Raw genomic sequence first — 23,623 nt, 5'->3', positions numbered from 1 at the left:
TCAGACCATATATCAGTGAAGTCCTGTTCCGTACAGTATCTTTGCTATCTCGGAATCCTTGTCGAGGATGATGGTCTTGTCGCCTCTTCCCTTCATGGAATTCTTCAGGGCGTCGAGAGAGCGGATGTAGTTGTAGAAATCCGCCTTATCTGTTGTGTTATAAGCCTCGGAAAGAGTCTTCATGTACTCGGCTTCACCCTCCGCCTCTGTGATGGCAGCCTGCTTCTTCGCTTCTGCCTCCATGATGGTGACCTGACGGTTTGTGTCGTTCCTTATCTTCTGCGCCTGGCTGTCACCCTGAGCCTTGTAGGATGCGGCGATGTTCTGTCGCTCGGAGATCATACGCTCATATACGGCATCCTTGTTGTCGTCCGGGAGGTCCAGAGCCTTTATCTTTGCCTCATAGATGGTGATCCCGTATCCTCCTATATCGGAGTTTGAATCCTCTGTGATGAGCTTGGTGAGCTGCTCGCCTCTTGCGGCAATGACTTCGTCCTGAGACATGGATGAAAGGATGTTCTTTGTGGCATTGTAAACGGCTACTCCGACACGATCCTCGGCACTTCTGGTGGAAGCATTCAGTGTCTGTGTGAACTTTACAGGATCAGTTACCTTCCAGAGGATGAAATCATCTGCGATCATGGACTTTTTGTCCTTTGTTATAACGTCAGAAGGCTGTATATCATAGATCTGAAGATCCTTAGGTATAAATCTCACAGTCTCGAAGAAAGGAAGCTTGCTGTAAAATCCTGCCTCAGATGAGACTCTGGTGATACGTCCGAGATGCATGACTACACCGTACTCGTTTGGAGCCACGGTGTAAAAAAATGAACTGGAGATCATCAGTAAAAAGATCAATGCAACAACAGCTACAACTCTGATCAGTGTAAATGTCTTTTTCATTAGTTTGCGTCCTCCTCGGTTGTTTCATAGTCCTCTTCGTTTCCGGTAATTGAGGAAGGCACCGGTATACCGGCTGCATTGTAGCTTGTACGCTCGCTTACGAAGCTCTCAAGAGGAAGCATGGTCTGAGTTCCTCCGTCATCGATGATGACCTTAAGATCAGGAAGTATATCCTCCATAGCCTCATAGAACATACGCTGCTTAGTGATGAGCGGGTTTATCCTGTACTGGTCGTACATGGCATTAAAACGTGCCACCTGACCCTGAGCTTCAGCTATACGGGCTTCCTTTGTCGCCTCTGCGGCTTTTACGATCTTGTCTGCGTTTGCTTCTGCGGCCGGAAGCTGCTCTGACTTATATTTGTTTGCATTGTTTATGGAGGTCTCTGATCCCTGCTTTGCATTTTCAACAGCCTTGAATGCTGACATGACTTCCTTGGTTGGCGGCTCAACGTCCTGGATGGAGACATTGACAACCTCCAGACCTATATCCGCCTTTGTAAGGGCACTTATCAGAGAGTCACGTACGTCTGACTGAACCTTGTTCTTGCTGGTGGTCATGACATCGTCTACGTTGTAGTTGGATACTACTGTTCTGATGGCTGCCTGTGCAAGGTTCTCGAGTATATCCTCAGGATTTCTTGAATTATAAAGATAGCTGACAGGATCTGAGACCCTGTACTCGATATAGAAATCCGTATTAACGAAATTGAAATCAGAAGTGATCATGAGTGACTGCTCGGGGATATTCTCTGCATAGCCGTTTTCTCCGTAGCTCTCATTTGCCACATAACCGATAGGGATACCATAGGTTGTGGTTCTGACCTTCTGAACTGTGTCGATAAGAGGAACTTTAAAGTACATGCCGGCGGTTTTTACATCCTGTACTTTACCAAGGCGTGTAACTACGGCCTGTTCCTGCTCCGATACCCTGTAGAGTCCTGAATTTACTACGAACAATCCGGCTGCCAGAACGCCGCCGGCTACTATGACCTTAATGACTTTTCCAAAACGGGCTTTGGCTTTTTCAGGATCGGGCATCTCAAAATGAGGCATATCAGGCTGAGGCCCGTTCATATCTTTTTTATTTCTCATTAACTACTCCTTCTATAGCTATAAAATATGTAATGTAGTCTGTCTCCCTTTTACGTGAGCATAAGTCACAGCCAGACTTATTCCATTTATGACATGATAGCATACTTAAAATCTATTAAGAATAGCGGTAATTTAAACACAAGATTTTCGTAAAAAAATAATTAATTCTGCGATGTCGGGGAAGCTCTTAAATTACTTCTTTTTCACGATTGTACATATGATTAAAGCCACACCTGTTCGGTGTGGCTTCGGATATCGTCGTATTTATCTTCCCCGGGGGATGGGAAGATCTATTTTGCAGAAGGTCGCTCTAGTGCAGATTGAAAAAGAAACGGGCGGCACTTGCTATGGTAAAGATGTCTATGACCATAAACAGAGAATATACCGCATGTACAACTATGCCCTTACTCTGGGTGAAGTTGTACATCATAAGGGTTGCAAACAGAGTTAATATTCCGAATGGACCTATTAGGATGATCAGATACTCCATAAAACTTCCGGTTGTGATAGGCATAATGTACACTTCCTTTCTCATGAAAATTACTTCCTTGGTACATTTTACCATCCAAACGCGGCCTGTTAAAGAATTAACGTAAAAATATCAGTTGTTTTCTAAAAATATGATAAAAAATAATGAAATTTTATAAAAAAAGAAAAAGCAATCAGCTGCTTTTGATCATATCATTTAAACAACTGATTGCTTTGATTATTTAGCCTTCCAGCTTTGCGATTCCGGCTTCAAGTCTCTTGATGGACTCTTCCTTGCCGAGAACCTCCATGATCTCTGTTGCACCGGCAGGTGTCATCTGACGACCTGAAAGTGCGATACGGATAGGCCACATTACGAAGCCTGTCTTAAGCTCCTTCTTTGTGCCGTACTCTGAAAGGAGTGCGAAAAGTGCGTCATTTGAGTAGTCCTCCTGCTCCTTGAGGAGTGGAAGTACATCCTTTAAGAGCTCAAGGGAGTTCTCAAGGTTTGTCTTTGACTTCTTGTTAACATAGAGTGAGTTGTCATACTCAGGAACTTCCTCGAAGAATGAGATCATATCATTGATATCAGGGAAGATCTCGATACGGGTCTTGACCATGTTGGCGATGTGCTTATAGTCAAGAGGCTTACTGATTGTCTCCTTTATGAAAGGGAGTGCTCTCTCATAGAACTTGTCGAAGTCCATAGCCTTGATATACTCGCCGTTCATCCAGCGAAGCTTGCCCATATCGAAAACAGCAGGGCTCTTTGAGATACGTGTGTAATCGAACTTACGGATAAGATCAGAAAGAGACATGATCTCTTCGTTGTCGTCAGGTGACCATCCGAGAAGAGCTACGAAGTTAACAACAGCTTCGGCTACAAAGCCCTGATCGATGAGATCCTCAAATGATGAATGACCTGAACGCTTTGAAAGCTTCTTATGGTTTTCATCTGTGATGAGCGGACAATGTACATACTTAGGAATCTCCCATCCGTAAGCGTCATAGAGACGATTGTACTTAGGGCTGGAGCTCAGATACTCGTTTCCGCGGACAACATGGGTGATGCCCATGAGATGATCGTCTATAACATTGGCAAAATTGTAGGTCGGGAATCCGTCTGACTTGATAAGTACCATGTCATCAAGCTCAGAGTTGTCTACTGTTACATCTCCGTAAAGCTCGTCATGGAAAGTTGTGGTTCCCTCTGTAGGGTTGTTCTGACGGATAACGTATGGCTTTCCGGCCTTTAAGTTCTCTTCGATCTCTTCCTTTGAAAGGCCGAGACAATGCTTATCGTAGTGCATGATCTCTTCGCCGTTCACAGTTGTCTTGAGAGTCTCGAGGCGCTCCTTTGTACAGAAGCAGTAATATGCCTTTCCTTCCTCAACGAGCTGCTTTGCGTACTGCATGTACACACCTGAGTTAACTCGCTCAGACTGAACATATGGTCCGCAGTTGCCCGGCTTGTCTGGAGACTCATCAGGAATGAGACCTGTATCATCGAGAGTTCTGTTAATGAGATCTACGGCACCCTCCACAAGACGCTCCTGATCTGTGTCTTCGATTCTTAAAAGAAAATCTCCGTCCTCATGCTTTGAAATAAGATAAGCATATAAAGCGGTTCTGAGATTACCAACATGCATTCTTCCGGTTGGTGACGGAGCGTATCGTGTTCTTATTTTCATTTTGTTCTCCTATCTATGTAAAGAAGGGACTGTCGCCAGTCCCTTCGCGAATGATTTCGACATTTAGTACGAACCTGATCAGATTATGTCAGGTTCAAAAATCCTTTTGTGGAAAAAACTTCAGCCAAGCTTAGCCTGAACAGCAAAGTGTTCCGAAGATCAGTCCTTGAGATCCTGAGGTCTCATAGTAAGATTGATTCTGCCCATCTTGTCGATTTCCTGTACCTTTACAGTAACCTCGTCACCGATGTTTACAACATCCTCAACCTTCTCTACTCTTCCGTCGGCAAGCTTTGAGATGTGAACCATACCGTCCTTGTTAGGGCTTAACTGCACGAATGCACCGAAGTTCATGATGCGTACAACCTTACCTGTGAGGACCTGACCCGGCTCGATATCATTGACGATAGACTCAATGATCTTCTTAGCCTTCTCAAGAGCTGCAAGGTCGATTCCTGAAATAGAAACCATACCTGAATCGTCGATGTCGATCTTGGCACCGGTCTCATCGATGATGCCGTTGATTGTCTTGCCCTGCTTACCGATAACATCACCGATCTTCTCAGGATCGATCTGGATGGTGATGATCTTAGGAGCGTATGGTGAAAGCTCCTTACGAGGCTCTGCGATAGCGTCATGCATAACGCCATCCATGATGAAGAGACGTGCTTCGTGAGCTCTCTTGATAGCCTCTGTTACGATCTCCTTTGTAAGACCGTGGATCTTGATATCCATCTGGATAGCAGTGATACCCTCGTGAGTTCCGGTTACCTTGAAATCCATATCTCCGAAGAAGTCCTCGAGACCCTGGATATCCGTAAGTACGAGGTAATCATCATCTGTGTCACCTGTTACGAGACCACAGCTGATACCTGCTACAGGCTCCTTGATAGGTACGCCGGCTGCCATAAGTGAAAGGCATGATGCACAGGTTGAACCCATGGATGTTGATCCGTTAGACTCCATAGTCTCGGATACGGCACGAATAGCGTATGGGAACTCCTCTACTGAAGGAAGTACAGGGAGAAGTGCTCTCTCTGCAAGAGCTCCGTGACCGATCTCACGACGTCCCGGTCCACGGCTTGCCTTGGCCTCACCTACTGAGTAGCCAGGGAAGTTGTACTGATGTAAATAACGCTTCTCTGTGATGTACTCGTTGAGCTCCTCAACCTTCTGAACCTCGGAAAGAGGAGCAAGTGTTACGATATCGAGGATCTGTGTCTGTCCACGCTTGAACATGGCAGAACCATGAACTCTCGGGATGAGATCAACTTCAGCCTCGAGAGGTCTGATCTCATCGATCTTACGTCCGTCCGGTCTCTTGTGATCCTTGAGGATCATCTTACGTACAGTTTTCTTTTCATACTGATAAACAGCATCAGGAAGGATAGCGAGTGCTTCCTCATCCTCTGCGAGAGCCTCTTCAAGCTTTTTTGTAACCTCAGCGATGTTTGCGTCTCTCTGCTGCTTGTCATCTGTAAATACTGCGTTCTCCATCTCTTCAGGAGTAACGATAGTCTTGATCTTCTCGAAGAGCTCCTCAGGAACTGCAGCACTTACGTACTCCATCTTCTGCTTTCCGCACTCTGCGATGATGGAATCGAAGAATCCGATGATCTGCTTGTTTACTTCGTCAGCCTTGTAGATGGCCTCGATCATCTTTTCGTCTGAAATGCAGTTTGCACCTGCCTCGATCATGATAACCTTATCACGAGTTGAAGCAACTGTAAGAGCAAGGTCAGAAACAGCCTTCTCTGCATTTGTAGGGTTGATGATCAGCTCTCCGTCGATCATACCAACCTGTGTAGAAGCACATGGACCATCCCAAGGTACATCAGAAATAGCTGTAGCAAGGGAAGAACCGAGCATAGCGAGAAGCTCTGGTGAACAATCCTGATCTACTGACATAACGAGGTTGTCTACGAGACAGTCGTTACGGAAATCCTTAGGGAAAAGAGGTCTCATAGGACGATCGATAACACGTGATGTAAGTATGGCGCTATCGCTTGCACGTCCCTCTCTCTTCTTGAATCCGCCCGGGAATTTACCAACGGCGTACATCTTTTCCTCGTACTCGATCTGGAGTGGGAAGAAATCGATGCCGTCTCTTGGAGCGGCTGAAGCGGTACATGTTGAAAGAACAGTTGTATCGCCGTAGTGCATGAGTGCTGCACCGTTTGCCTGAGCACAAACACGACCGATATCAACGGTGAGTGTTCTGCCGGCGAGTTCCATAGAATAACTCTTATACATTTTTACCTCCTGATATATGAACAGGGAGGTCCAAAAGCACTGATAGGATCCTGCCCGTTTAGCTATCTTCTGCTGAAAGTACAGTTGCTTTTAATGCTTCCGTCTGACCATCAGCAAAGGAATACAGCATAGGATAGCTCTGATCTTTACTTGGATGTCCGGTATCCTTCGACCGGGATCTCATCAGTGATCTCGGATTTCTCTCCTGTCATATATGAATATTTATATAGCATGTCGATCGGACAAAAGCCGATATGAATTTCTTCGATACCAGTCATTGCCTAACCATAGAGATTTTAACAAATTCTTTAAGGGAGGTCGACAGCTTTTTTTATAAAATTAAAAGAAAGGGCAGAGATGATATCTCCGCCCTCTACTATCAAAATTACTTTCTGATACCGAGCTTCTCGATGAGTGATCTGTATCCCTCAAGGTCTGTCTTAGCAAGGTACTGAAGAAGTCCTCTTCTCTGACCAACCATCATAAGAAGTCCTCTTCTTGAGTGGTGATCCTTAGGGTTCTTCTTAAGGTGCTCAGTAAGCTCGTTGATTCTTGTTGTAAGGATAGCAACCTGAACCTCTGGTGAACCTGTGTCTCCTGGCTTACGACCGTACTGTGCGATGAGCTCTGCCTTCTTCTCTTTTGAAATCATGTTAATTCCTCCTAAAAAACTGTCGCGAAAATCGCGATAAACTTACGTTAACGGAGTTCCCGGAAGGAGTTCCGTAAAACCACGCCAACGCGCATACTCATGTAATTTAACAAAAACCTATATTCTTGTCAATGTATAAGAATAAATATTTGATAAAATCAAAGCTCCATAGGATAATGTGCAGCCCTCTCCACATCCTTTTCGAGCTGCTTTTTCAGCTCCTCAAGGGATGGGAATTTTTCCTGATCCCTGAGTCTGTCCATGAACTCTACTCTTATCTTCTTTCCGTAGATATCACCGTTGAAACCTATGATAAAGGTTTCGACGTCCACAGGATTGCCATCAGATACGGTAGGATTTGTGCCTACATTGGTCATGCCTCTGTAGAGGTCCTGTCCTACCAGTACACGGCTTACGTAAACGCCTGCCTTAGGAATGGTCTTTCCTTCCTTCGGAAGAAGATTTGCTGTCGGGAAGCCGAGAATGGTTGAACCTATCTGCTTTCCATATACGACTGTTCCGCTTAAAGAAACGTGTCGTCCCAGAAGTTCCGCTGCGAGCTTGACATTGCCCTTCTGAATCTCCTCTCGGATATAGGTGCTTGAGATCTCGCGGGGGTTTCCGTTTTCGTCCAATACTTCCCGCTTCTTTATGATATGTGCCGTGTAGCCGTATTTACCCTGAAGGGATGTGAGCATCTCAGCATTACCCTGTGCCTTGTGACCGAAACTGCAGTCGGTTCCCACAACGATATCCTCGGCATGCATACCCTCGATAAGCACGTCTCGCAGGAAATTTTCAGCCGGAACCTTCATGGTGTCGCTGTTCACGGGATATGAGAAAACATAGTCAAAACCGAGATTACGAAGTCTGGTGAGATGTTCGTCACTGGATGATATGGCTGTTTTCTTGATACCTGTGAAAAGATTTTCAGGATTCTGTGAGAACGTCAGCACTGCTGTTTTGAGATGCTTTTCTTCTGCTATTCTGAACATGTTCTCGAATATGAGCTGATGACCTCTGTGGCTTCCGTCGAACTTTCCGAAGGAGACCACTGTAGGTTCCGGTATGAAGATAGGCGGCTTCATAATGGAGAAAAGCTCACCCTTCTCTGCCACTTCCGCTATCTCACCGAGAGTGAAGCTCTCTTCTATTCCGTACTGACCGACTCTGGTGCGAAGAAGTGCTGACATGGCTGCGCCTGTGCCGAGCTTTTCTCCGATATCCTTGCAAAGTGTTCTGATATAGGTTCCCTTGGAGCAGGTCACCTCCATCTTTACATATGGAAGCTTTATTTCATTTATCTTTATATTGTGTATGGTGATGCGGTTTGGCTTACGTTCAACTGTCTTTCCCTGTCTCGCCAGATCATAGAGCTTTTGTCCGTTGATCTTTTTTGCGCTGTACATAGGAGGGATCTGATCGTAGGTTCCGATGAAGCTTTCGATGGCGGCACGTACTTCCGCCTCTGAAACGTCTACAGGCTTCTCTGAAAGTATGGTGCCTGTAGTGTCTTCTGTGTCAGTGGTTACGCCGAGCTTCATCTCTGCTTCGTAGACCTTGATGGTGCCTGCTATGGCATCAACGAGTTTTGTGGCCATACCTGCGCAGACTACCAAAACGCCTTCGGCCATAGGATCCAGAGTACCTGTATGGCCTATTTTTTTCTCATGAAGGATCGAACGGAGCTTCTTTGTGACATCAAAGCTTGTCCAATCCTTTTCCTTCTTAACTACTATAATTCCGTCCATTGATTACCTTAAGAGTCTGTCCTGTTTGATATGAAGTCAGGAGCATCCATCTGAAGTGCCAGCTCCTTTGTGATGTTGTTGATTACATCGTGATATGATCCCTGTAATGTGCAGCCCGCAGCCATCTTGTGACCGCCGCCGCCGAAATGAGCGGCAACCCTTGCCACATCAAGCATATAGTTGTTGCTTCGGAGACTTACCTTGAAGTTCTGGTTGGTCATTTCGTAGATGAAGACCGCACAGTCGATACCTCTTGTTTCTCTCATCACGCTGACTATACCGTCGATGTCCTTTGATGTCACATTGTAGAACTTCATTTCCTTACAGGTGAGCCATCCGGCGAGACAGCGACGATCCATGACCATGAGGCTCTCCATGAGAACACGACCCAGAACCTGCTGCTGAGGATATGTTTTTGTGAAGAAGGTATCATCGATGATGTAACTGAAATCGATACCCTTTGACATGAGGAAACCGGCAATCTCCATGGTATGCGGAGATGTACAGGTGTACTTGAAGACTCCTGTATCATGTACTATGCCGAGGTAGAGACATTCTGCCACTTCCTTCGTAATATAGTCTCTGTCCAGAAGATCGAATACTACCTCACATGCACTGGAGGCTTCCGGTATGATGGTTCCATGCTCGAATTTCTGGTTTCCGGGTATGTGATGATCTGCAACATAAAGAACAGAAGCATTTTCGGCTAATGTCTTGTAGTCCCCCAGTCTGTCATAACCATTGCAGTCACACATTATGCAGAGGTCATACTTCCTGTCTGAAGGAACATGGATGATGTCTGAGAATCCGGGCATGAAACGGAATTTTTCATTGGCCGCCTGGAGATAAACATTGACCTTTTTATCCGGATAACGGTTCTTTATATAGTTTTTAGTTCCGAGAGTCGAGCCCAGACAGTCTCCGTCGGGATTGGTATGTCCCACTATACAGATACTGTCCGCAGCCTCGATCAACTGCTGAAATTCGTTCATGAAAAATCCTTTCTCTATACACATTACAGGCAGAAGACGCAAACTCGCATCTCTGCCTGTAAAAGAAACTGCTTAATTCTCTTCTTCGGAGTCGTTCTCGGCCTGAGAATCCTCCTCAGTGTTCACATGCTTTTCAGCATCTTCCTTTGCCACCTTGTTGATGAGAGCATCCATACGGGCGCCATACTCGATGGAATGATCTTCAACAAACTGAAGCTCAGGTGTGTGACGAAGATTTACGGTCTGAGCCAGTTCTCTTCTCAGAAATCCGCTGGCTGCCTTAAGTCCTGCCATAGTCTTTGCGAGAGATTCCTCGCTTCCCAGAACTGAGATATATACCTTACAGTACTGGAGGTCCGGAGTAACCTCCGCACCTGTAACAGATACCATAGGTGAAATACGAGGATCCTTGAGGTTGCGTATAGCCACCGAAAGCTCACGCATGACCTCAGCATTTATCCTGGTGTTTTTTACAGAATTTTTTTTCAACGCTTAACCTCTTCCATTACATATACTTCAACATAATCATCTACTTCGATTTCGTTGAAGCCGTCAAATACAAGACCACACTCGTAGCCTGCCTTTACTTCCTTTACATCGTCCTTGAAACGCTTTACGGAAGCAATCTCGCCTTCGAAAATCTGATCCTGCTTAAGTCCGCGCATGATACGTGCCTTTGCACCTCTCTGTACGAGACCATCCTTGACCATACATCCGGCGATATTTCCGACACCTGATGCCTTGAAGATCTGACGGATCTCGGCATGACCGATAACCTTCTCCTCATATACAGGAGCGAGCATGCCCTTCATAGCATCTTCGATATCTTCGATAGCCTTATAGATAATATTGTAAAGTCTTACGTCAACGTTCTCACGCTCTGCGATCTCCTTTGCTGTTGCGTCCGGCTTAACATCGAAACCGATAACGATAGCATTGGAAGCACTTGCGAGAACAACATCAGACTCACTGATTGCACCAACACCGGCGTGGATGACCTTAACGGCAACCTCGTCGTTCTTGATCTTCTCAAGAGAATCCTTAACGGCCTCAACTGAACCCTGTACATCAGCCTTGATGACGATAGGAAGTTCCTTGATCTCGCCTGCCTTGATCTGATCAAAGAGAGCATCGAGAGAAACCTTCTTCTTGGACTCCTCTACCTTCTTCTGCTTGCTCTCTGTTACGAAAGCTGCAGCGTAAGCCTTAGCTTCCTTCTCGCTGTCCTTAACCTGGAAGATCTCGCCGGCATTAGGAACTGCATTAAGTCCGAGGATCTCACATGGCTGTGAAGGACCTGCCTTCTTGATACGTCTGCCCTTGTCATCTGTCATGGCACGTACCTTACCGTAAGCTGAACCTACAGCAACTACATCACCCTGATGAAGAGTACCCTTCTGGATGAGAAGTCTCGCTACGGAACCACGTCCCTTATCAAGCTCGGCCTCGATAACTACACCGTAAGCTGAACGGTTCTGGTTAGCCTTGAGCTCCATAACGTCAGCTTCGAGAACTACGTTCTCGAGAAGATCTTCGATACCGATGTTCTTCTTTGCTGATACAGGTACGCAGATTGTGTCTCCGCCGTAATCCTCAGGAACGAGATCATACTTCATGAGCTCCTGCTTAACACGGTCAGGGTTAGCACCCTCCTTATCGATCTTGTTGATAGCAACAATGATAGGAGTGTTGGCAGCCTTTGCATGGTTGATGGCTTCTACTGTCTGAGGCATGACACCGTCATCTGCAGCAACTACGAGAACTGCGATATCAGTTGACTGTGCACCACGCATACGCATGGCTGTGAATGCCTCGTGTCCCGGTGTATCAAGGAAGGTGATGACACGATCTTCATCGTTAACCTTTACAGATACCTGGTAGGCACCGATAGACTGTGTGATACCGCCGGCTTCCTTTGCGGTTACGTTTGTATTTCTGATAGCGTCAAGGATAGATGTTTTACCGTGGTCAACGTGACCCATTACGCAGACAACAGGAGGTCTTGAAACCATGTCCTCATCTGTATCTTCGATGTCATCCTTAACGAGCTCTGCTATAACGTCGATCTTCTCTTCCTGCTCACAGAGGATATCGTAATCAACAGCGATGTTTTCTGCTTCCTCATATGAAAGCTCAGTGTTGAGTGTTACCATCTGACCCTTCATGAAGAGCTTCTTGATGATGTCTGCAGGCTTGATCTTCATCTTGTCAGCCAGATCCTTGATGGTGATAACCTCAGGGATAGTGATGGACTTGATCTCCTCTTCAACCGGTTTAACTACTTCAGGCTTGATGAATGCGCCCTTACCGGTCTTCTTCTTGCGTGCTGCCATCTCATCGTCTCTCTCGTAAGACTGCTCTGCAGTGTACTTGTTCTGCTTACGATTGTTACGATTTCTCTTTGCTGCCTCAGCCTTCTCGTTATCGAAATTCTTGTTTCCGAAATTCTTGTCACCAGGCTTGTGGGCGTTTCTTGCAGTTGATGGCTTTGAGGAAATGTCTACAGCGGCAACTGCAGAGCTCTCCTGAGGACGTCTCTGTCCGCCGAAGCCTGTGCCTCTCTGACCCGGTCTCTGAGTACCGTTTCTGTCAGCAGGACGACCTGTTCCTGCCTGAGGACGAGCACCATCCTTACGGAATCCGCCCTGAGGACGGTCCCCGTTACGGTCGTTTCTCTGAGCGAATGCAGGCTTTGACTGATGATCGTTTCTGTCTCCGCTTCTGTCGAAACGAGGTCTGTCTCCGGTTCTCTGAGGACGATCAGAACTTGCTGAAGCAGGCTTTGCTTCTTCAGCGGCCTTTCTTCTTTGCTCTTCTTCCTGAGCCTTGCGCTCAGCCTCTCTCTTTGCTTCCTCAGCGGCCTTTCTTCTCTGCTCTTCCTCCTGAGCCTTGCGCTCAGCCTCTCTCTTTGCTTCCTCCTCAGCCTGACGCTTCTGGAGTTCGTTAAGCTCGCGGAGTGGAGTTACACGGGCTGTTCCCGGTGGAAGTGGTCTTCCGTTAGGGCTGGTCTTCTTTGGCTTCTCGCTCTGAGCCTTCTGCTCGGAAGACTGCTGAGTCTTTCTCGCACCCTGCTCCTTAGCGGTTGAAAGCTTTCCTCCAAGAGGATGATTTTTATGATTTGCGGAGTTCTGCGAATGGAAAACTACAGCAAGCTTCTTTTTCTTAGGAGCTTCACCCTTCTTTTCATCCTTGCTGTTTATTCCATTTTCTCTCTGATTCTCATCTGACATTCACATTACCTCCGTCAATATATTTGATCATCGCCTTAGCGAATCCTTCATCTTCTATGCTGAGTGAAGACCTTTCGGATTTCCCGAGCTGCATCCCCAGCTTCTCTTTTGTGCCTAATTCGAAATATGGAACATCACGGTATGTCGTCATGTTTCTGAATTTCTTTTTTGTGTTATCGGACGCGTCCTCCGGAACGATCACTAGAAAGGATTTATGTCCTTTCAGTGATTTCTCAACTGAGAACTCGCCGCTTTTCAGTTTGCCTGCTCTCTGGCATAATCCGAGCAGACCGTATATTCTTTCATCTACCAAGCTGTATCAGTTCCTCTCTGAGTGCCTGTGCGGTCTCTTCAGAAACGGAAACCTTGAAAGCTCGATCCAGGGCCTTACGCTTTATAGCTTTGTCAAGGCATGAAATGTCATTGCAAATGTAAGCGCCGCGACCGTTTTTTCGTCCGGTTGGATCTATGCTGAAGGTATCGTCAAGTGCATGAACGATACGTATCAGGTTTGGTTTTTCCTTTTTCTGACCGCAGCCAATGCACGTTCTCTCCGGTATCTTTTTCATACCGTTCACATCTCTCCGTTTTCGTCATCTGCATCTGCAAATGTCTCACCGGTTGTATCTTCCATGTCCTCTGCTGTCTCCATAAGCTCCGAGTCATCCATATCCTCTGACTCTTCACTCTGATAGTCGATACCCATCTCATCGAAGATGCCCTGCTCCTGAGCCTGTGACTCAGACTTGATATCGATCTTGTAGCTTGTGAGCTTTGCAGCAAGACGTGCATTCTGACCTTCCTTACCGATGGCGAGGCTGAGCTGGGCATCAGGTACGATGACCATGGCCTCCTTGTTATCCTGATCTGCGATAACTGCGATAACCTTTGCAGGTGAAAGTGCATTCTCGATAAGGTATGCAGGATTCTCATCGTAGTTGATGATATCGATCTTTTCTCCGCGAAGCTCCTCGACCACAGTGTTTACACGTGACCCGTTGAGACCTACGCATGCACCTACAGGATCAACGTTAGGATCGTTTGACATAACTGCCATCTTGGTTCTGGAACCGGCCTCACGAGAGATAGCCTTGATCTCTACGATGCCGTCTCTTACCTCGGATACTTCCTCTTCGAAGAGACGCTTTACAAGCTCAGGATGAGTTCTGGATACCATAACACGTGGTCCGCGAGGAGTATCTCTTACTTCAACTACATAAATCTTTACTCTGTCGTTGGTCTCAAGCTTCTCATCCTTGATCTGTTCGTTCTCTGAAAGGTAACCGTCTACCTTGCCGAGATTAACGATGATGGATCTGCCTGTGTTTCTGTCGATAGTACCTGTGACAACTTCCTTTTCCATGGAGTAGTACTCGTTGTAAAGTACCTTACGCTCTTCCTCACGGATACGCTGAACGATAACGCCCTTTGCGTTCTGTGTAGCGATACGTCCGAAGGTCTTGGAATCAACCTTTACAGGCACGATGGAACCGAGCGTATATCCCGGGTCGATCATTCTTGCATCTGCAAGAGAGATCTCGGTGTTCTTATCAAGTACTTCTTCAACTACTGTCTTGTCAGCGATTACTGAGAACTCACATGTGACAGGATCAACACTTACTCTTATGTTGTCGGAAGAACCAAAGTGGTTCTTGCAGGCTGTCTGGAGTGAAAGCTCTATCGCTTCGATCAAAGACTGCTTTGAAATTCCTTTTTCCTTCTCCAGTAGATCGAGTGCTTCGCTAAGTTCTGTATTCATTTGTTTTAACCCCTCCCGGTGATAATATCTTCTGATTCATTGTCTGTGGACTCTTCTGCCGAGGCCTCTGCATCCACATCGTAAGGTTCTACATCGGCGTTTCCGGGATGATCCTTAAAGCCGAGTGAACATACCTCTAACATATATTGCTCTGGAATAAAATCTTCCTTGTCAAGCCATTTAGACAGCTTTCGGGAAACCTTTGCACAGTCGTCTACAGTCATATCGACACCATCTGCTCGATATATGAATGCTCTTAAGTACCATTCATTGTTTTCCTGTGTGAAAGTCACACTGTCTACTTCGTATCCGTCCTTCGGACATATTTCGTCGAGATACTTTTTAACTCTTTCGGTATAGCCATTTGTCTGCATAAAAATTTCCTCTAAACCTAAGCAAAAGGAGCGGGCGTTTTCGCCTGCTCCTTTCAACTAGTCAATAAATACTGAATAACAATAACATAGGAATATAGTAAAATCAAGACTTTTTTCAGATTTGCTGTTGGAATCCATATGCCAATGCATATGAATGTTTATACCAGTCCCTGTATCAGGATAATGAAGATAAGTACAGGAAGTACATACAGGAGGTATGGCTTCACTGAAGGTCGCAGTTTCATACCTTCACCCTTGTTACACTCTTCCATGTACCTGTCGAAGCCCCAGCCCCATTTAGTGACACAGAACAGAAGGTATGTGAGTGAACCTGCAGGAAGAAGTATGTTTGAGACTATAAAGTCCTCTGAGTCCAGAATGTCTCTTGCACCGATAAGGTGAACATGTGACCAGATATTGTAACCGAGTACACATGGAATGCTGGCGATGAGGATGTAGATACAGTTCACAAGTACCGCTTTCTTTCGTGTGACTCCGAAGTTGTCGATGGAGGTTGCGAGAAGGTTTTCAAAAACAGTTATGACTGTACTGAAGCTCGCGAAGGACATAAACATGAAGAAAAGAGTTCCCCAGAGTCTTCCCGCAGGCATGCTCATGAAAACCTTCGGAAGGGTCATGAAGATGAGGCTTGGACCTGAATCCGGCTGTACATTGAAGCTAAAGCATGCAGGGAAAATGATAAGACCTGATATGATGGCTACAAATGTATCGAGTGCACAAATTCTTACTGACTCTCCCACAAGTGAAAAATTCTCAGACATGTAGGATCCGAAGATCTCCATGCAGGCTACTCCGAGGCTCAATGTAAAGAATGCCTGATTCATGGCTGCGGAAATGACTGAACCGAAGCCCTTAAGGAGGTTGCCGCTTCCCGCTTCGTATACTCTGTCCAAGCTTGGGATCAGATAGAACTCAACTCCGGCTTTAGCATTTGGAAGTGAAACGCTTCGCACTGCAAGGACTACTATAAGTACCAGAAGTGCGCTCATCATAGTAGTTGTGACCTTTTCGAGTCCTCTCTGTATACCGAAGGAACATACCAGAAATCCTACGATAACAGTGACTGCCATACATATCATCATCTCAGCCGGGTTAGCAAGCATATCGAAGAAAACGGAATCAACATTATCCATGGATACTTTATCAAAGGTTCCGGAGGCGAATTTAAAAAAGTACGATATCATCCATCCGGATACTGTGGTGTAGTACATCATGAGAAGGTAGGCACCGGCTACGGCAAACCAGCCGTGTATATGCCATTTACTGCCCTTGGGCTCAAGTTTTTTATATGCAAGTACCGCACTCTTCCGTGATGCACGGCCTACTGCAAGTTCCATGGTGAGAACCGGTACACCCATGATGATCAGGAAAATAAGGTAGAACAGTACGAAGATTCCTCCTCCGTTCTGACCGACAAGGTAAGGGAACTTCCATACGTTTCCTATACCTATGGCGCAGCCTGCGCTTACCAGAATGAATCCTATTCTGGATTTAAAGCTTTCACGTTTGTTACTCATAAGACTCCTTAAGTGAGAATTTAATTAATTTGACTTTTTAACGCTTTGCACTATTACAGTCTCCACAATGATAAAAGAGCTTGCAAAAAACTGCAAGCTCTTAAATATTTTAATAGTAAATTTATCAGTCTGCCTTGTGTGAGCCGGTGCCGCTCTCAAGAATGGATGGGATCTCTGCCAGAGAAACGATCCTGTACTTTAATTCAGCTCTTGAACCTGCAAGCTCCTTCAGCTTTTTCGAAATTCTGTGGTAGATGATTCCACAGTCTTCCTTCTTTGTTCCGATAAGAAGAAGAAGGTACTGGCTGGAGCTGTACTTGGTGTAAACATCACCCTGACGAAGCTCTTCATAAAGAGCGTTCTTCAAAGCTTCTGAGCGGGCTGCGAGCTTCTCCTGATTCTGAATAGGCTTTCCTTCGTAGTCTACGAGTGTGCAGAGCATCATGAAAATGGAATTTCCACGTCGTACAAGGTTTCTGCGGAGTACGTTGTAGACATCGATAAAGCTCGAGAATGCACAATAGTAGGATCCGAGGCTTCTGCTGTCGCCCTTGTTATTCTTTAAGGCTGCGTCTCTTTCGAGGATTCCTGCCTGAATCTCTTCGATATCATCGGATACTACCTTGATATCGTCATAGATGCGTTCGTAGCATCTGATGAGATCATCAGGAAGAGGTACTTCGAGATCATCAAGGTAATAACGTGCAGTCTTGTTATAGAGCTCATATGCCTCCTTGTATTCCTTACGGAGGATCAGAGCATCAATCACGTTTATCTGCCATCCTGCATCAGGATATATCTGGCTGGCACGATTATATAACTTGTAGAGACTGTCATAATCGCCCTTGTTGCGATAATACTCTCCGAGGAACATCACCAGTTCATCATAGAGGTGTTTAAGCTTCACTGATTCAACGATGACCCAGTTGTCTGTAGAGAACTCGGGAAGAAGCTCGCCGCGATACAATTCAAATGCATGCTCATATAAAGCTGCTTTTGATGCCGGATCCTCGGTCTCTCCGGCCTTTCGGCAATCATCCATGTAGGTCTTTACGTCGAGACTTAATTCATAGCCTTCGGGTTTTTCCGGGAAATATATACCTTTCTTTCCTTCGATATAACGCTTTCCGGGTACTCCGCTCTTCTTAAGCTGGGTTCTGGCCTGATGAAGAAGGTTGTTCAAACTGTTGTTTTCATCAAGGAGATCCTTGTATCCAAATACTCCATCGATAAGCTCTCTTTTGGATATGCCTTTTTTGTGATTTAAAAGGATGATCTGGATCAGTTTGAGAAAGTTTGCCTTGTTGTTCTGACCGAGCCCCATATACTGACCGTTTACCGTAATGGAAAAACCGCCCAGCATACGAACTTCAATACGATTTTCACTCTCACTCATTTTTAACCCCTTGCCTTTGGGAATTTCAGCCCATTTATATTTTGCTTCGCAAAGGGCTGATGCTACATGGCAAATTTATACAGAAAACCTGCCATAACCTCGAGACATTTATTTATTTTATCTTAGACGCAATCGGGTGAAAAGTAAACAAAAATCAAAAAAATTTAAGCACAATTCTAATTAAATAACATAATAGTAAAAGCCTGTAATCCACATGCGGTTTCACAACGTGGATTACAGGTTTTTAAGGTTTGTAAGCATATATTGATGACCGGGTTTCTGTATGTGATCAACGACTCACATACACAGGTCTTTTTTGATTTTTCAGAATGTCACTCCCAGGAACTGGATGACGAGTCCCCAGAAAACTCCGATAGCATAAAGCATAACGGCGATACGGAGATTCTCATTAGGATGATAGTTTGTACGGAAAAGAACGAGAAGACCGACTCCTGCACCAACCATCAGACCGGCCATCATCTGACCTGCATCGAGCATACCCATGAGATAAAGCTCGGTGATACTTACTGAAGCCGCACAGTTAGGGATGAGACCTATGATTCCGGAAAGGAAAACACCGACAACAGGCTTTCCTGAAAGGAATGCACCTATGGCTTCACGTCCTATTCCCTCAACAAGCAGTGTTATCACAAAGGTGATGAGGAAAATAAATACAGTTATCTGGAAGGTATGATGGAATGCAGGCTGAAGGATTCCTGCTATGCCGCCCTTGTGATGGTGGTGATGTCCGTGATGCTCATGGGAATGTTCATGCCCATGATGATCATGGTGCTCATGTTTATGATCATGATGTTCCATCTCTTCCGATTCTATGTGATGAGCCTTATGAATTTCTTCTGTGGCTTCATGGTGCGCCTCGGAGTGATGAGTATGCTTATCTTCGGCTTCGAACTGTGCATGATGTTCATCGTGGTCGTGGTCATCAGCATTGTCATCATACTCATCCTCATCTTCATCATCGTCGCATGCACAGTGGTCGTGCTCACAGAGATCGTGAATATGCTTTTCCGGTGCAGGAGTATGCTTTCCGTGATGCATGAAGATATCCAGAGTGAAACCGCTGATGATGCCAAGTATCATCTTGGTTGCCAGTATGGCGATGATGGTCTTTGGGGCCACCTGCTCGGATATGAATATAGGAAGCATCTCATCTGAAGTTGAAAGAAATACTGCGATGAGGGTTCCTACAGAGATGACACCTCCGGCGAAGAGACTTGAAGCGGCAGCTGAGAAACCGCATTGAGGAAGCACACCTGCAGCGCCTCCGATGAGCGGGCCGAAACGTCCTGCCTTTTCAAGCATGGATGTGGTGCTTTTTTCGGTCTTATGTTCCAGATATTCCATCGCCATGTAGGTCACAAGCAGGAACGGAACGAGCTTTATGGTATCGATCAACGCATCCATAAATGCATCTGTAATCATTTCCATGAGTAAAGTCCTCCTTACTATAAATTTATATCAAAATGCAAATGAAAAGAAGAGGTTCCTCAGGAGCCTCTTCTAAACGTTTCGTGAGTCGTATTATAGAATACCATACCTGTCAACACGTACATAATCACATGAACATGTATTAATATGATATAAGTGTCATAAGTCTGTCCTCCACTTGTGCGTGCACAAAAGTGGTGAAATGACCGGTTTATTTCTTAAGCGCAGCCTCGATCAATCCCTTGAACAGTGGATGTGCGTTGTTAGGCCTGGACTTGAACTCAGGATGAGCCTGGGTAGCGAGGAAATAAGGATGATCCTTAAGCTCTACTATCTCAACGATATGACCGTCCGGTGACTGTCCTACAAGCTCCATGCCTGCCTCTTCCAGATCCTTACGGAAGTCGTTGTTAACCTCATATCTGTGTCTGTGACGCTCAGAGATGGAAGTCTTTCCGTAAACTGCATGTGCCTTTGTACCTTCACGAAGCTCACATGGATAAGCTCCGAGACGCATGGTTCCGCCGAGATCTGTTACAGTCTTCTGCTCCGGCATAAGGTCGATAACAGGATGTGTTGTGTTAGGATCGAATTCGGTTGAATTTGCATCCTTCCATCCGAGAACATTTCTTGAGAATTCGATGATGGAGATCTGCATTCCGAGACAGATTCCGAGGTACGGGATCCTGTTCTCTCTTGCGTACTGTGCAGCCATGATCATGCCTTCGATTCCGCGCTGACCGAATCCGCCCGGAACAAGGATTCCGTCTACTCCCTGAAGAAGTGTGGCGGCACCAACCTTTTCTACCTCCTCTGAGTCAACCCAGCGAATGTTTACCTTTGCGTGGTTTGCCACTCCGCCATGCTTCAGTGACTCCGCAACACTTAAATATGCATCATGAAGCTGTGTGTACTTACCTACGAGGGCAATGACAACTTCCTTTTCCGGATGGCGGAGATTTTCTACCATGGACTTCCACTCGGTAAGGTCCGGCTCAGGACATGGGAGGTGGAGACATTCGCATACTGACTGAGCGAGGTGCTCGTGCTCCATAAGAAGAGGTACCTCATAAATGAACTCGGCGTTTGTGTTCTGAAGAACATGGTTTGCAGGCAGGTTACAGAACATGGCTATCTTGTCCTTGATATCCTGAGGGATGGGACGCTCTGTACGGCAAACCAGGATGTCTGTCTGAAGTCCCAGACGCTGAAGCTCTCTTACACTCATCTGAGTCGGCTTTGTCTTCAGCTCCTCGGAAGCATGGAGATAAGGGATCAGAGTTACGTGGATCATGATGGCATTTTCATGACCTACTTCATGCTGGAACTGACGGATAGCCTCAAGGAATGGCTGTGACTCGATATCTCCTACTGTTCCGCCCACTTCGATGATTGCGATACGGTCCTCATCCGGATCATCTGATCTGTAGAAATCAGACTTTATCTCGTTTGTGATGTGGGGGATGACCTGAACAGTGTGACCTTCATATTCTCCGTGACGTTCCTTGTTGAGTACTGACCAGTACACTTTTCCGGATGTAACATTGGAACGGCGGTCCAGAGATTCGTCGATGAATCGCTCATAGTGTCCGAGATCAAGGTCTGTCTCAGTTCCGTCATCTGTTACAAAAACCTCACCATGCTGTATAGGGTTCATGGTGCCCGGGTCAATGTTTATGTATGGATCGAACTTCTGCATGGTTACCTTGTAACCTCTTGCCTTCAGAAGTCTTCCCAGAGATGCGGCTGTGATTCCCTTTCCGAGACCGGAAACTACTCCACCTGTTACAAATACGTACTTGATCATATACTCCCCTTTCTTGAGTAATTGTATAAAGCCTTACGGATTGATTCGCGCGTCGGGCTTTATACAATAAAAAAAAGGTGACGAAGGCAAGGACACTTTGAATTGTCCTTGTGACTCCTTCGTCACCTCATATTCCTGACTTTAAAAAAACAAAAGGAATGATAACACTGCCCCATGAAATATGCAAACAGAAAATTCACAAAAATGTATGTAGTGATTTTATCATATTTCACAGAATAACTCAGTTGAATTTAATTACCTGTCACATAAAAGATCGTTATATCAATCCGAACGAAGGGCATCGATAGGATTGAGTGTCGCCGCGCTTCTCGCAGGCATGTATCCGAAAATCAGACCTATACTCATGGAGATGGTGAAGGATGCGATGATCCAGCCGAAGGATGGCTGTGCATCGATATTCATTATCTTTCCTGCCATGGTGGTCCCTATACAGCCTATAACGATGCCTATCACACCGCCCATGGAACTGGTTACGGCTGCCTCGATCACGAACTGCATAAGAATAGTGGATTTCTTCGCCCCAAGTGCCTTTCTGATACCTATTTCTCTGGTTCGCTCTGTTACGGATACCAGCATTATGTTCATAACACCGACACCGGCTACGAGAAGTGAGATTCCTGCTATACCACCGAGCATAAGTGACATCTGGGCTATCATATCATTCATGGAGTCGAGGAGCTCACTCATGGCCGTTACTCTGTAAAGATCATCATTTTTAAAGATGCTGTAGAGGAAATCCTCGATAACAGAGGTGACAGTGGATGCCTTTTCGACGTAGCTGTCTCTAAGAGTAAAGGTGTAGTTGTTGATTGTTCCGTTACGTGTCAGCTTAACAGCTGCTGTGTAAGGAATATAGAGGAAGTCATCGCTTCCGCCCTCACTCATCTCATCGCTTGAGGAGGTCTGACGCTCCACGACGCCGACGATCTGATATTTGGTTCCATTTACGCTGATACGCTGACCTATGGCTTTTTCAGCAGTCTCGTAATAGGTCTGAGCCACATAAAGACCGATGACTGCCACCTTCTGTCTCGCAGCGATGTCTGCATACTGGATGAATCTTCCCTTTTCCAGATCATAGTCCATGATATCCAGATAGTCCTCGGAGACTCCTGTTATGGACGTCTGATCAGAATTCTCATTTCCGACCTTAACTGTTGCATTTACTGAAACAGTAGGGGAAAGATAGGTGAAATACTCTTCGTTATCGGAATAAAAATCGTACATCTGATCCACCGATACTGAACGAGAGCTTAAGTTTGTTACATTTACGGTAATACGGTTTGTTCCCATGGATGCAAAGCTGGATGTCATGTAGGACATTTCACCGTTGACGATGCCTACAAGGATGATAACGGCAGCCACACCGATGATAATTCCCAGCATCGTCAGGAACGAACGCATCTTATTTGACCATATGCTCTTTAGAGCCAGATTAAATGAGTTTAGCATAGTCCTCCGCTGTTCCGTCATATACTACTTTACCGTCGGAGATACGCACTATTCTCTTTGCCTCAAGAGCGATGGAGTTATCGTGTGTGATCATGACGACGGTATTGCCGTCTTTGTTAATGTCTTTCAGGAAGCCCAGCACCTGTCTTGAAGTTTTCGAATCCAGAGCTCCTGTAGGTTCATCCGCAAGTATGAGCTCAGGATCTCCTGCAAGTGCTCTTGCGATGGATACTCTCTGCTGCTGACCTCCGGAAAGCTGAGCTGGCTTCTGCATCCATTTGTCTGCGAGTCCTACACGCTCGAGCTGCCTCATGGCACGCTCCTTCTGCTCTGCCTTTGGTACACCCGCATAGAGAAGCGGGAGACAGACATTATCCAGAAGATTGTCCCTCGGAAGCAGATTATATTGCTGGAAAATAAATCCTATCTTTTTATTTCTGATGGTTGCCAGCTCATCATCACTCATGGAGGAAGTATCCTGACCATGGATGAGATATTTTCCGCTGGTTGGAACGTCCAGAGCTCCGATTATGTTCATGAGAGTTGATTTACCGGAACCGGACTTTCCCACTATAGCGACGAACTCGCCGGTATATATATTGATGGAGATTCCGTCGTTGGCATGAACCTCTTCGGAACCCATCTTGTATATCTTATATATGTCATGAAGCTCCAGAAGTGGCAGTTCACCTATATGCTCCTTGGGGATGTACAGAGTCTGACTTTTTTCTCCGCTGTTCCGGGAGGCTTTTTGAGCTGCCTTAAGCTTCGCTATCTCATCGTGGTTTTCGGC

Annotated in this window: 20 protein-coding genes; all 20 read right to left on the bottom strand. The window is 45.8% G+C overall.

Annotated features, from left to right (window positions below; all coding sequences use genetic code 11):
- Positions 1-12: 12 nt before the first annotated feature.
- A complete protein-coding gene (gene hflC, locus BXO88_RS07135) occupies positions 13-903 on the bottom strand; it encodes a protease modulator HflC (RefSeq protein WP_078037060.1) in 891 nt (296 codons plus the stop codon).
- A complete protein-coding gene (hflK, locus tag BXO88_RS07130) occupies positions 903-1,997 on the bottom strand; it encodes an FtsH protease activity modulator HflK (protein WP_242945172.1) in 1,095 nt (364 codons plus the stop codon). Before hflK ends, hflC begins: the two co-directional genes overlap by 1 nt.
- Positions 1,998-2,307: 310 nt before the next feature.
- Positions 2,308-2,532 carry a hypothetical protein gene (locus BXO88_RS07125; RefSeq protein WP_078037059.1) on the bottom strand — a complete coding sequence of 75 codons (225 nt, stop codon included), beginning with the start codon at positions 2,530-2,532 and terminating at the stop codon, positions 2,308-2,310.
- Between the two features lie 175 nt (positions 2,533-2,707).
- Positions 2,708-4,156, bottom strand: a complete 1,449-nt coding sequence (gene gltX / locus BXO88_RS07120; RefSeq protein ID WP_078037058.1) for a glutamate--tRNA ligase — start codon at positions 4,154-4,156, stop codon at positions 2,708-2,710.
- A gap of 159 nt (positions 4,157-4,315) precedes the next feature.
- Positions 4,316-6,409, bottom strand: a complete 2,094-nt coding sequence (locus tag BXO88_RS07115) for a polyribonucleotide nucleotidyltransferase (RefSeq protein WP_078037057.1) — start codon at positions 6,407-6,409, stop codon at positions 4,316-4,318.
- A 385-nt stretch (positions 6,410-6,794) separates the two neighbouring features.
- Entirely contained in the window at positions 6,795-7,061 is a 267-nt protein-coding gene (gene rpsO, locus BXO88_RS07110) for a 30S ribosomal protein S15 (protein ID WP_031550722.1), read from the bottom strand.
- A 158-nt stretch (positions 7,062-7,219) separates the two neighbouring features.
- On the bottom strand, positions 7,220-8,812 hold the full coding sequence (locus BXO88_RS07105; RefSeq protein WP_078037056.1) for a bifunctional riboflavin kinase/FAD synthetase: 1,593 nt from the start codon (positions 8,810-8,812) through the stop codon (positions 7,220-7,222).
- 8 nt (positions 8,813-8,820) lie between these two features.
- Positions 8,821-9,804 carry a DHH family phosphoesterase gene (locus BXO88_RS07100; protein WP_078037127.1) on the bottom strand — a complete coding sequence of 328 codons (984 nt, stop codon included), beginning with the start codon at positions 9,802-9,804 and terminating at the stop codon, positions 8,821-8,823.
- Between the two features lie 72 nt (positions 9,805-9,876).
- Complete coding sequence (rbfA, locus tag BXO88_RS07095) at positions 9,877-10,293, bottom strand: 30S ribosome-binding factor RbfA (RefSeq protein WP_078037055.1); 417 nt, start codon at positions 10,291-10,293, stop codon at positions 9,877-9,879.
- Positions 10,290-13,034 carry a translation initiation factor IF-2 gene (infB, locus tag BXO88_RS07090; protein WP_078037054.1) on the bottom strand — a complete coding sequence of 915 codons (2,745 nt, stop codon included), beginning with the start codon at positions 13,032-13,034 and terminating at the stop codon, positions 10,290-10,292. The genes rbfA and infB overlap by 4 nt, the downstream gene beginning before the upstream one ends.
- Positions 13,024-13,347: a L7Ae/L30e/S12e/Gadd45 family ribosomal protein gene (locus tag BXO88_RS07085; protein ID WP_078037053.1), complete on the bottom strand. Its 324-nt coding sequence runs from the start codon at positions 13,345-13,347 to the stop codon at positions 13,024-13,026. Before BXO88_RS07085 ends, infB begins: the two co-directional genes overlap by 11 nt.
- On the bottom strand, positions 13,337-13,603 hold the full coding sequence (gene rnpM / locus BXO88_RS07080) for an RNase P modulator RnpM (RefSeq protein WP_036607642.1): 267 nt from the start codon (positions 13,601-13,603) through the stop codon (positions 13,337-13,339). Before rnpM ends, BXO88_RS07085 begins: the two co-directional genes overlap by 11 nt.
- 5 nt (positions 13,604-13,608) lie before the next feature.
- Positions 13,609-14,793, bottom strand: coding sequence for a transcription termination factor NusA (gene nusA, locus BXO88_RS07075; RefSeq protein WP_078037052.1), 1,185 nt, complete (start codon positions 14,791-14,793; stop codon positions 13,609-13,611).
- Positions 14,794-14,798: 5 nt separating this feature from the next.
- A complete protein-coding gene (gene rimP / locus BXO88_RS07070) occupies positions 14,799-15,167 on the bottom strand; it encodes a ribosome maturation factor RimP (protein WP_078037051.1) in 369 nt (122 codons plus the stop codon).
- Positions 15,168-15,325: 158 nt separating this feature from the next.
- Positions 15,326-16,705, bottom strand: coding sequence for a sodium-dependent transporter (locus tag BXO88_RS07065; RefSeq protein WP_078037050.1), 1,380 nt, complete (start codon positions 16,703-16,705; stop codon positions 15,326-15,328).
- 124 nt (positions 16,706-16,829) lie between these two features.
- Positions 16,830-18,101, bottom strand: coding sequence for a bacterial transcriptional activator domain-containing protein (locus BXO88_RS07060; protein WP_078037049.1), 1,272 nt, complete (start codon positions 18,099-18,101; stop codon positions 16,830-16,832).
- A 324-nt stretch (positions 18,102-18,425) separates the two neighbouring features.
- Positions 18,426-19,550 carry a putative manganese transporter gene (locus BXO88_RS16495; RefSeq protein WP_168171644.1) on the bottom strand — a complete coding sequence of 375 codons (1,125 nt, stop codon included), beginning with the start codon at positions 19,548-19,550 and terminating at the stop codon, positions 18,426-18,428.
- 211 nt (positions 19,551-19,761) lie between these two features.
- On the bottom strand, positions 19,762-21,357 hold the full coding sequence (locus tag BXO88_RS07050) for a CTP synthase (protein ID WP_078037048.1): 1,596 nt from the start codon (positions 21,355-21,357) through the stop codon (positions 19,762-19,764).
- Positions 21,358-21,639: 282 nt separating this feature from the next.
- A complete protein-coding gene (locus BXO88_RS07045) occupies positions 21,640-22,830 on the bottom strand; it encodes an ABC transporter permease (protein ID WP_168171643.1) in 1,191 nt (396 codons plus the stop codon).
- Positions 22,814-23,473: an ABC transporter ATP-binding protein gene (locus BXO88_RS07040; protein WP_078037125.1), complete on the bottom strand. Its 660-nt coding sequence runs from the start codon at positions 23,471-23,473 to the stop codon at positions 22,814-22,816. The genes BXO88_RS07045 and BXO88_RS07040 overlap by 17 nt, the downstream gene beginning before the upstream one ends.
- Between the last annotated feature and the right edge of the window lie 150 nt (positions 23,474-23,623).

The sequence above is a fragment of the Oribacterium sp. C9 genome, from assembly GCF_002007235.1.
Classification (GTDB): domain Bacteria; phylum Bacillota; class Clostridia; order Lachnospirales; family Lachnospiraceae; genus Oribacterium.
This window is presented reverse-complemented; position numbering and strand designations above follow the sequence as displayed.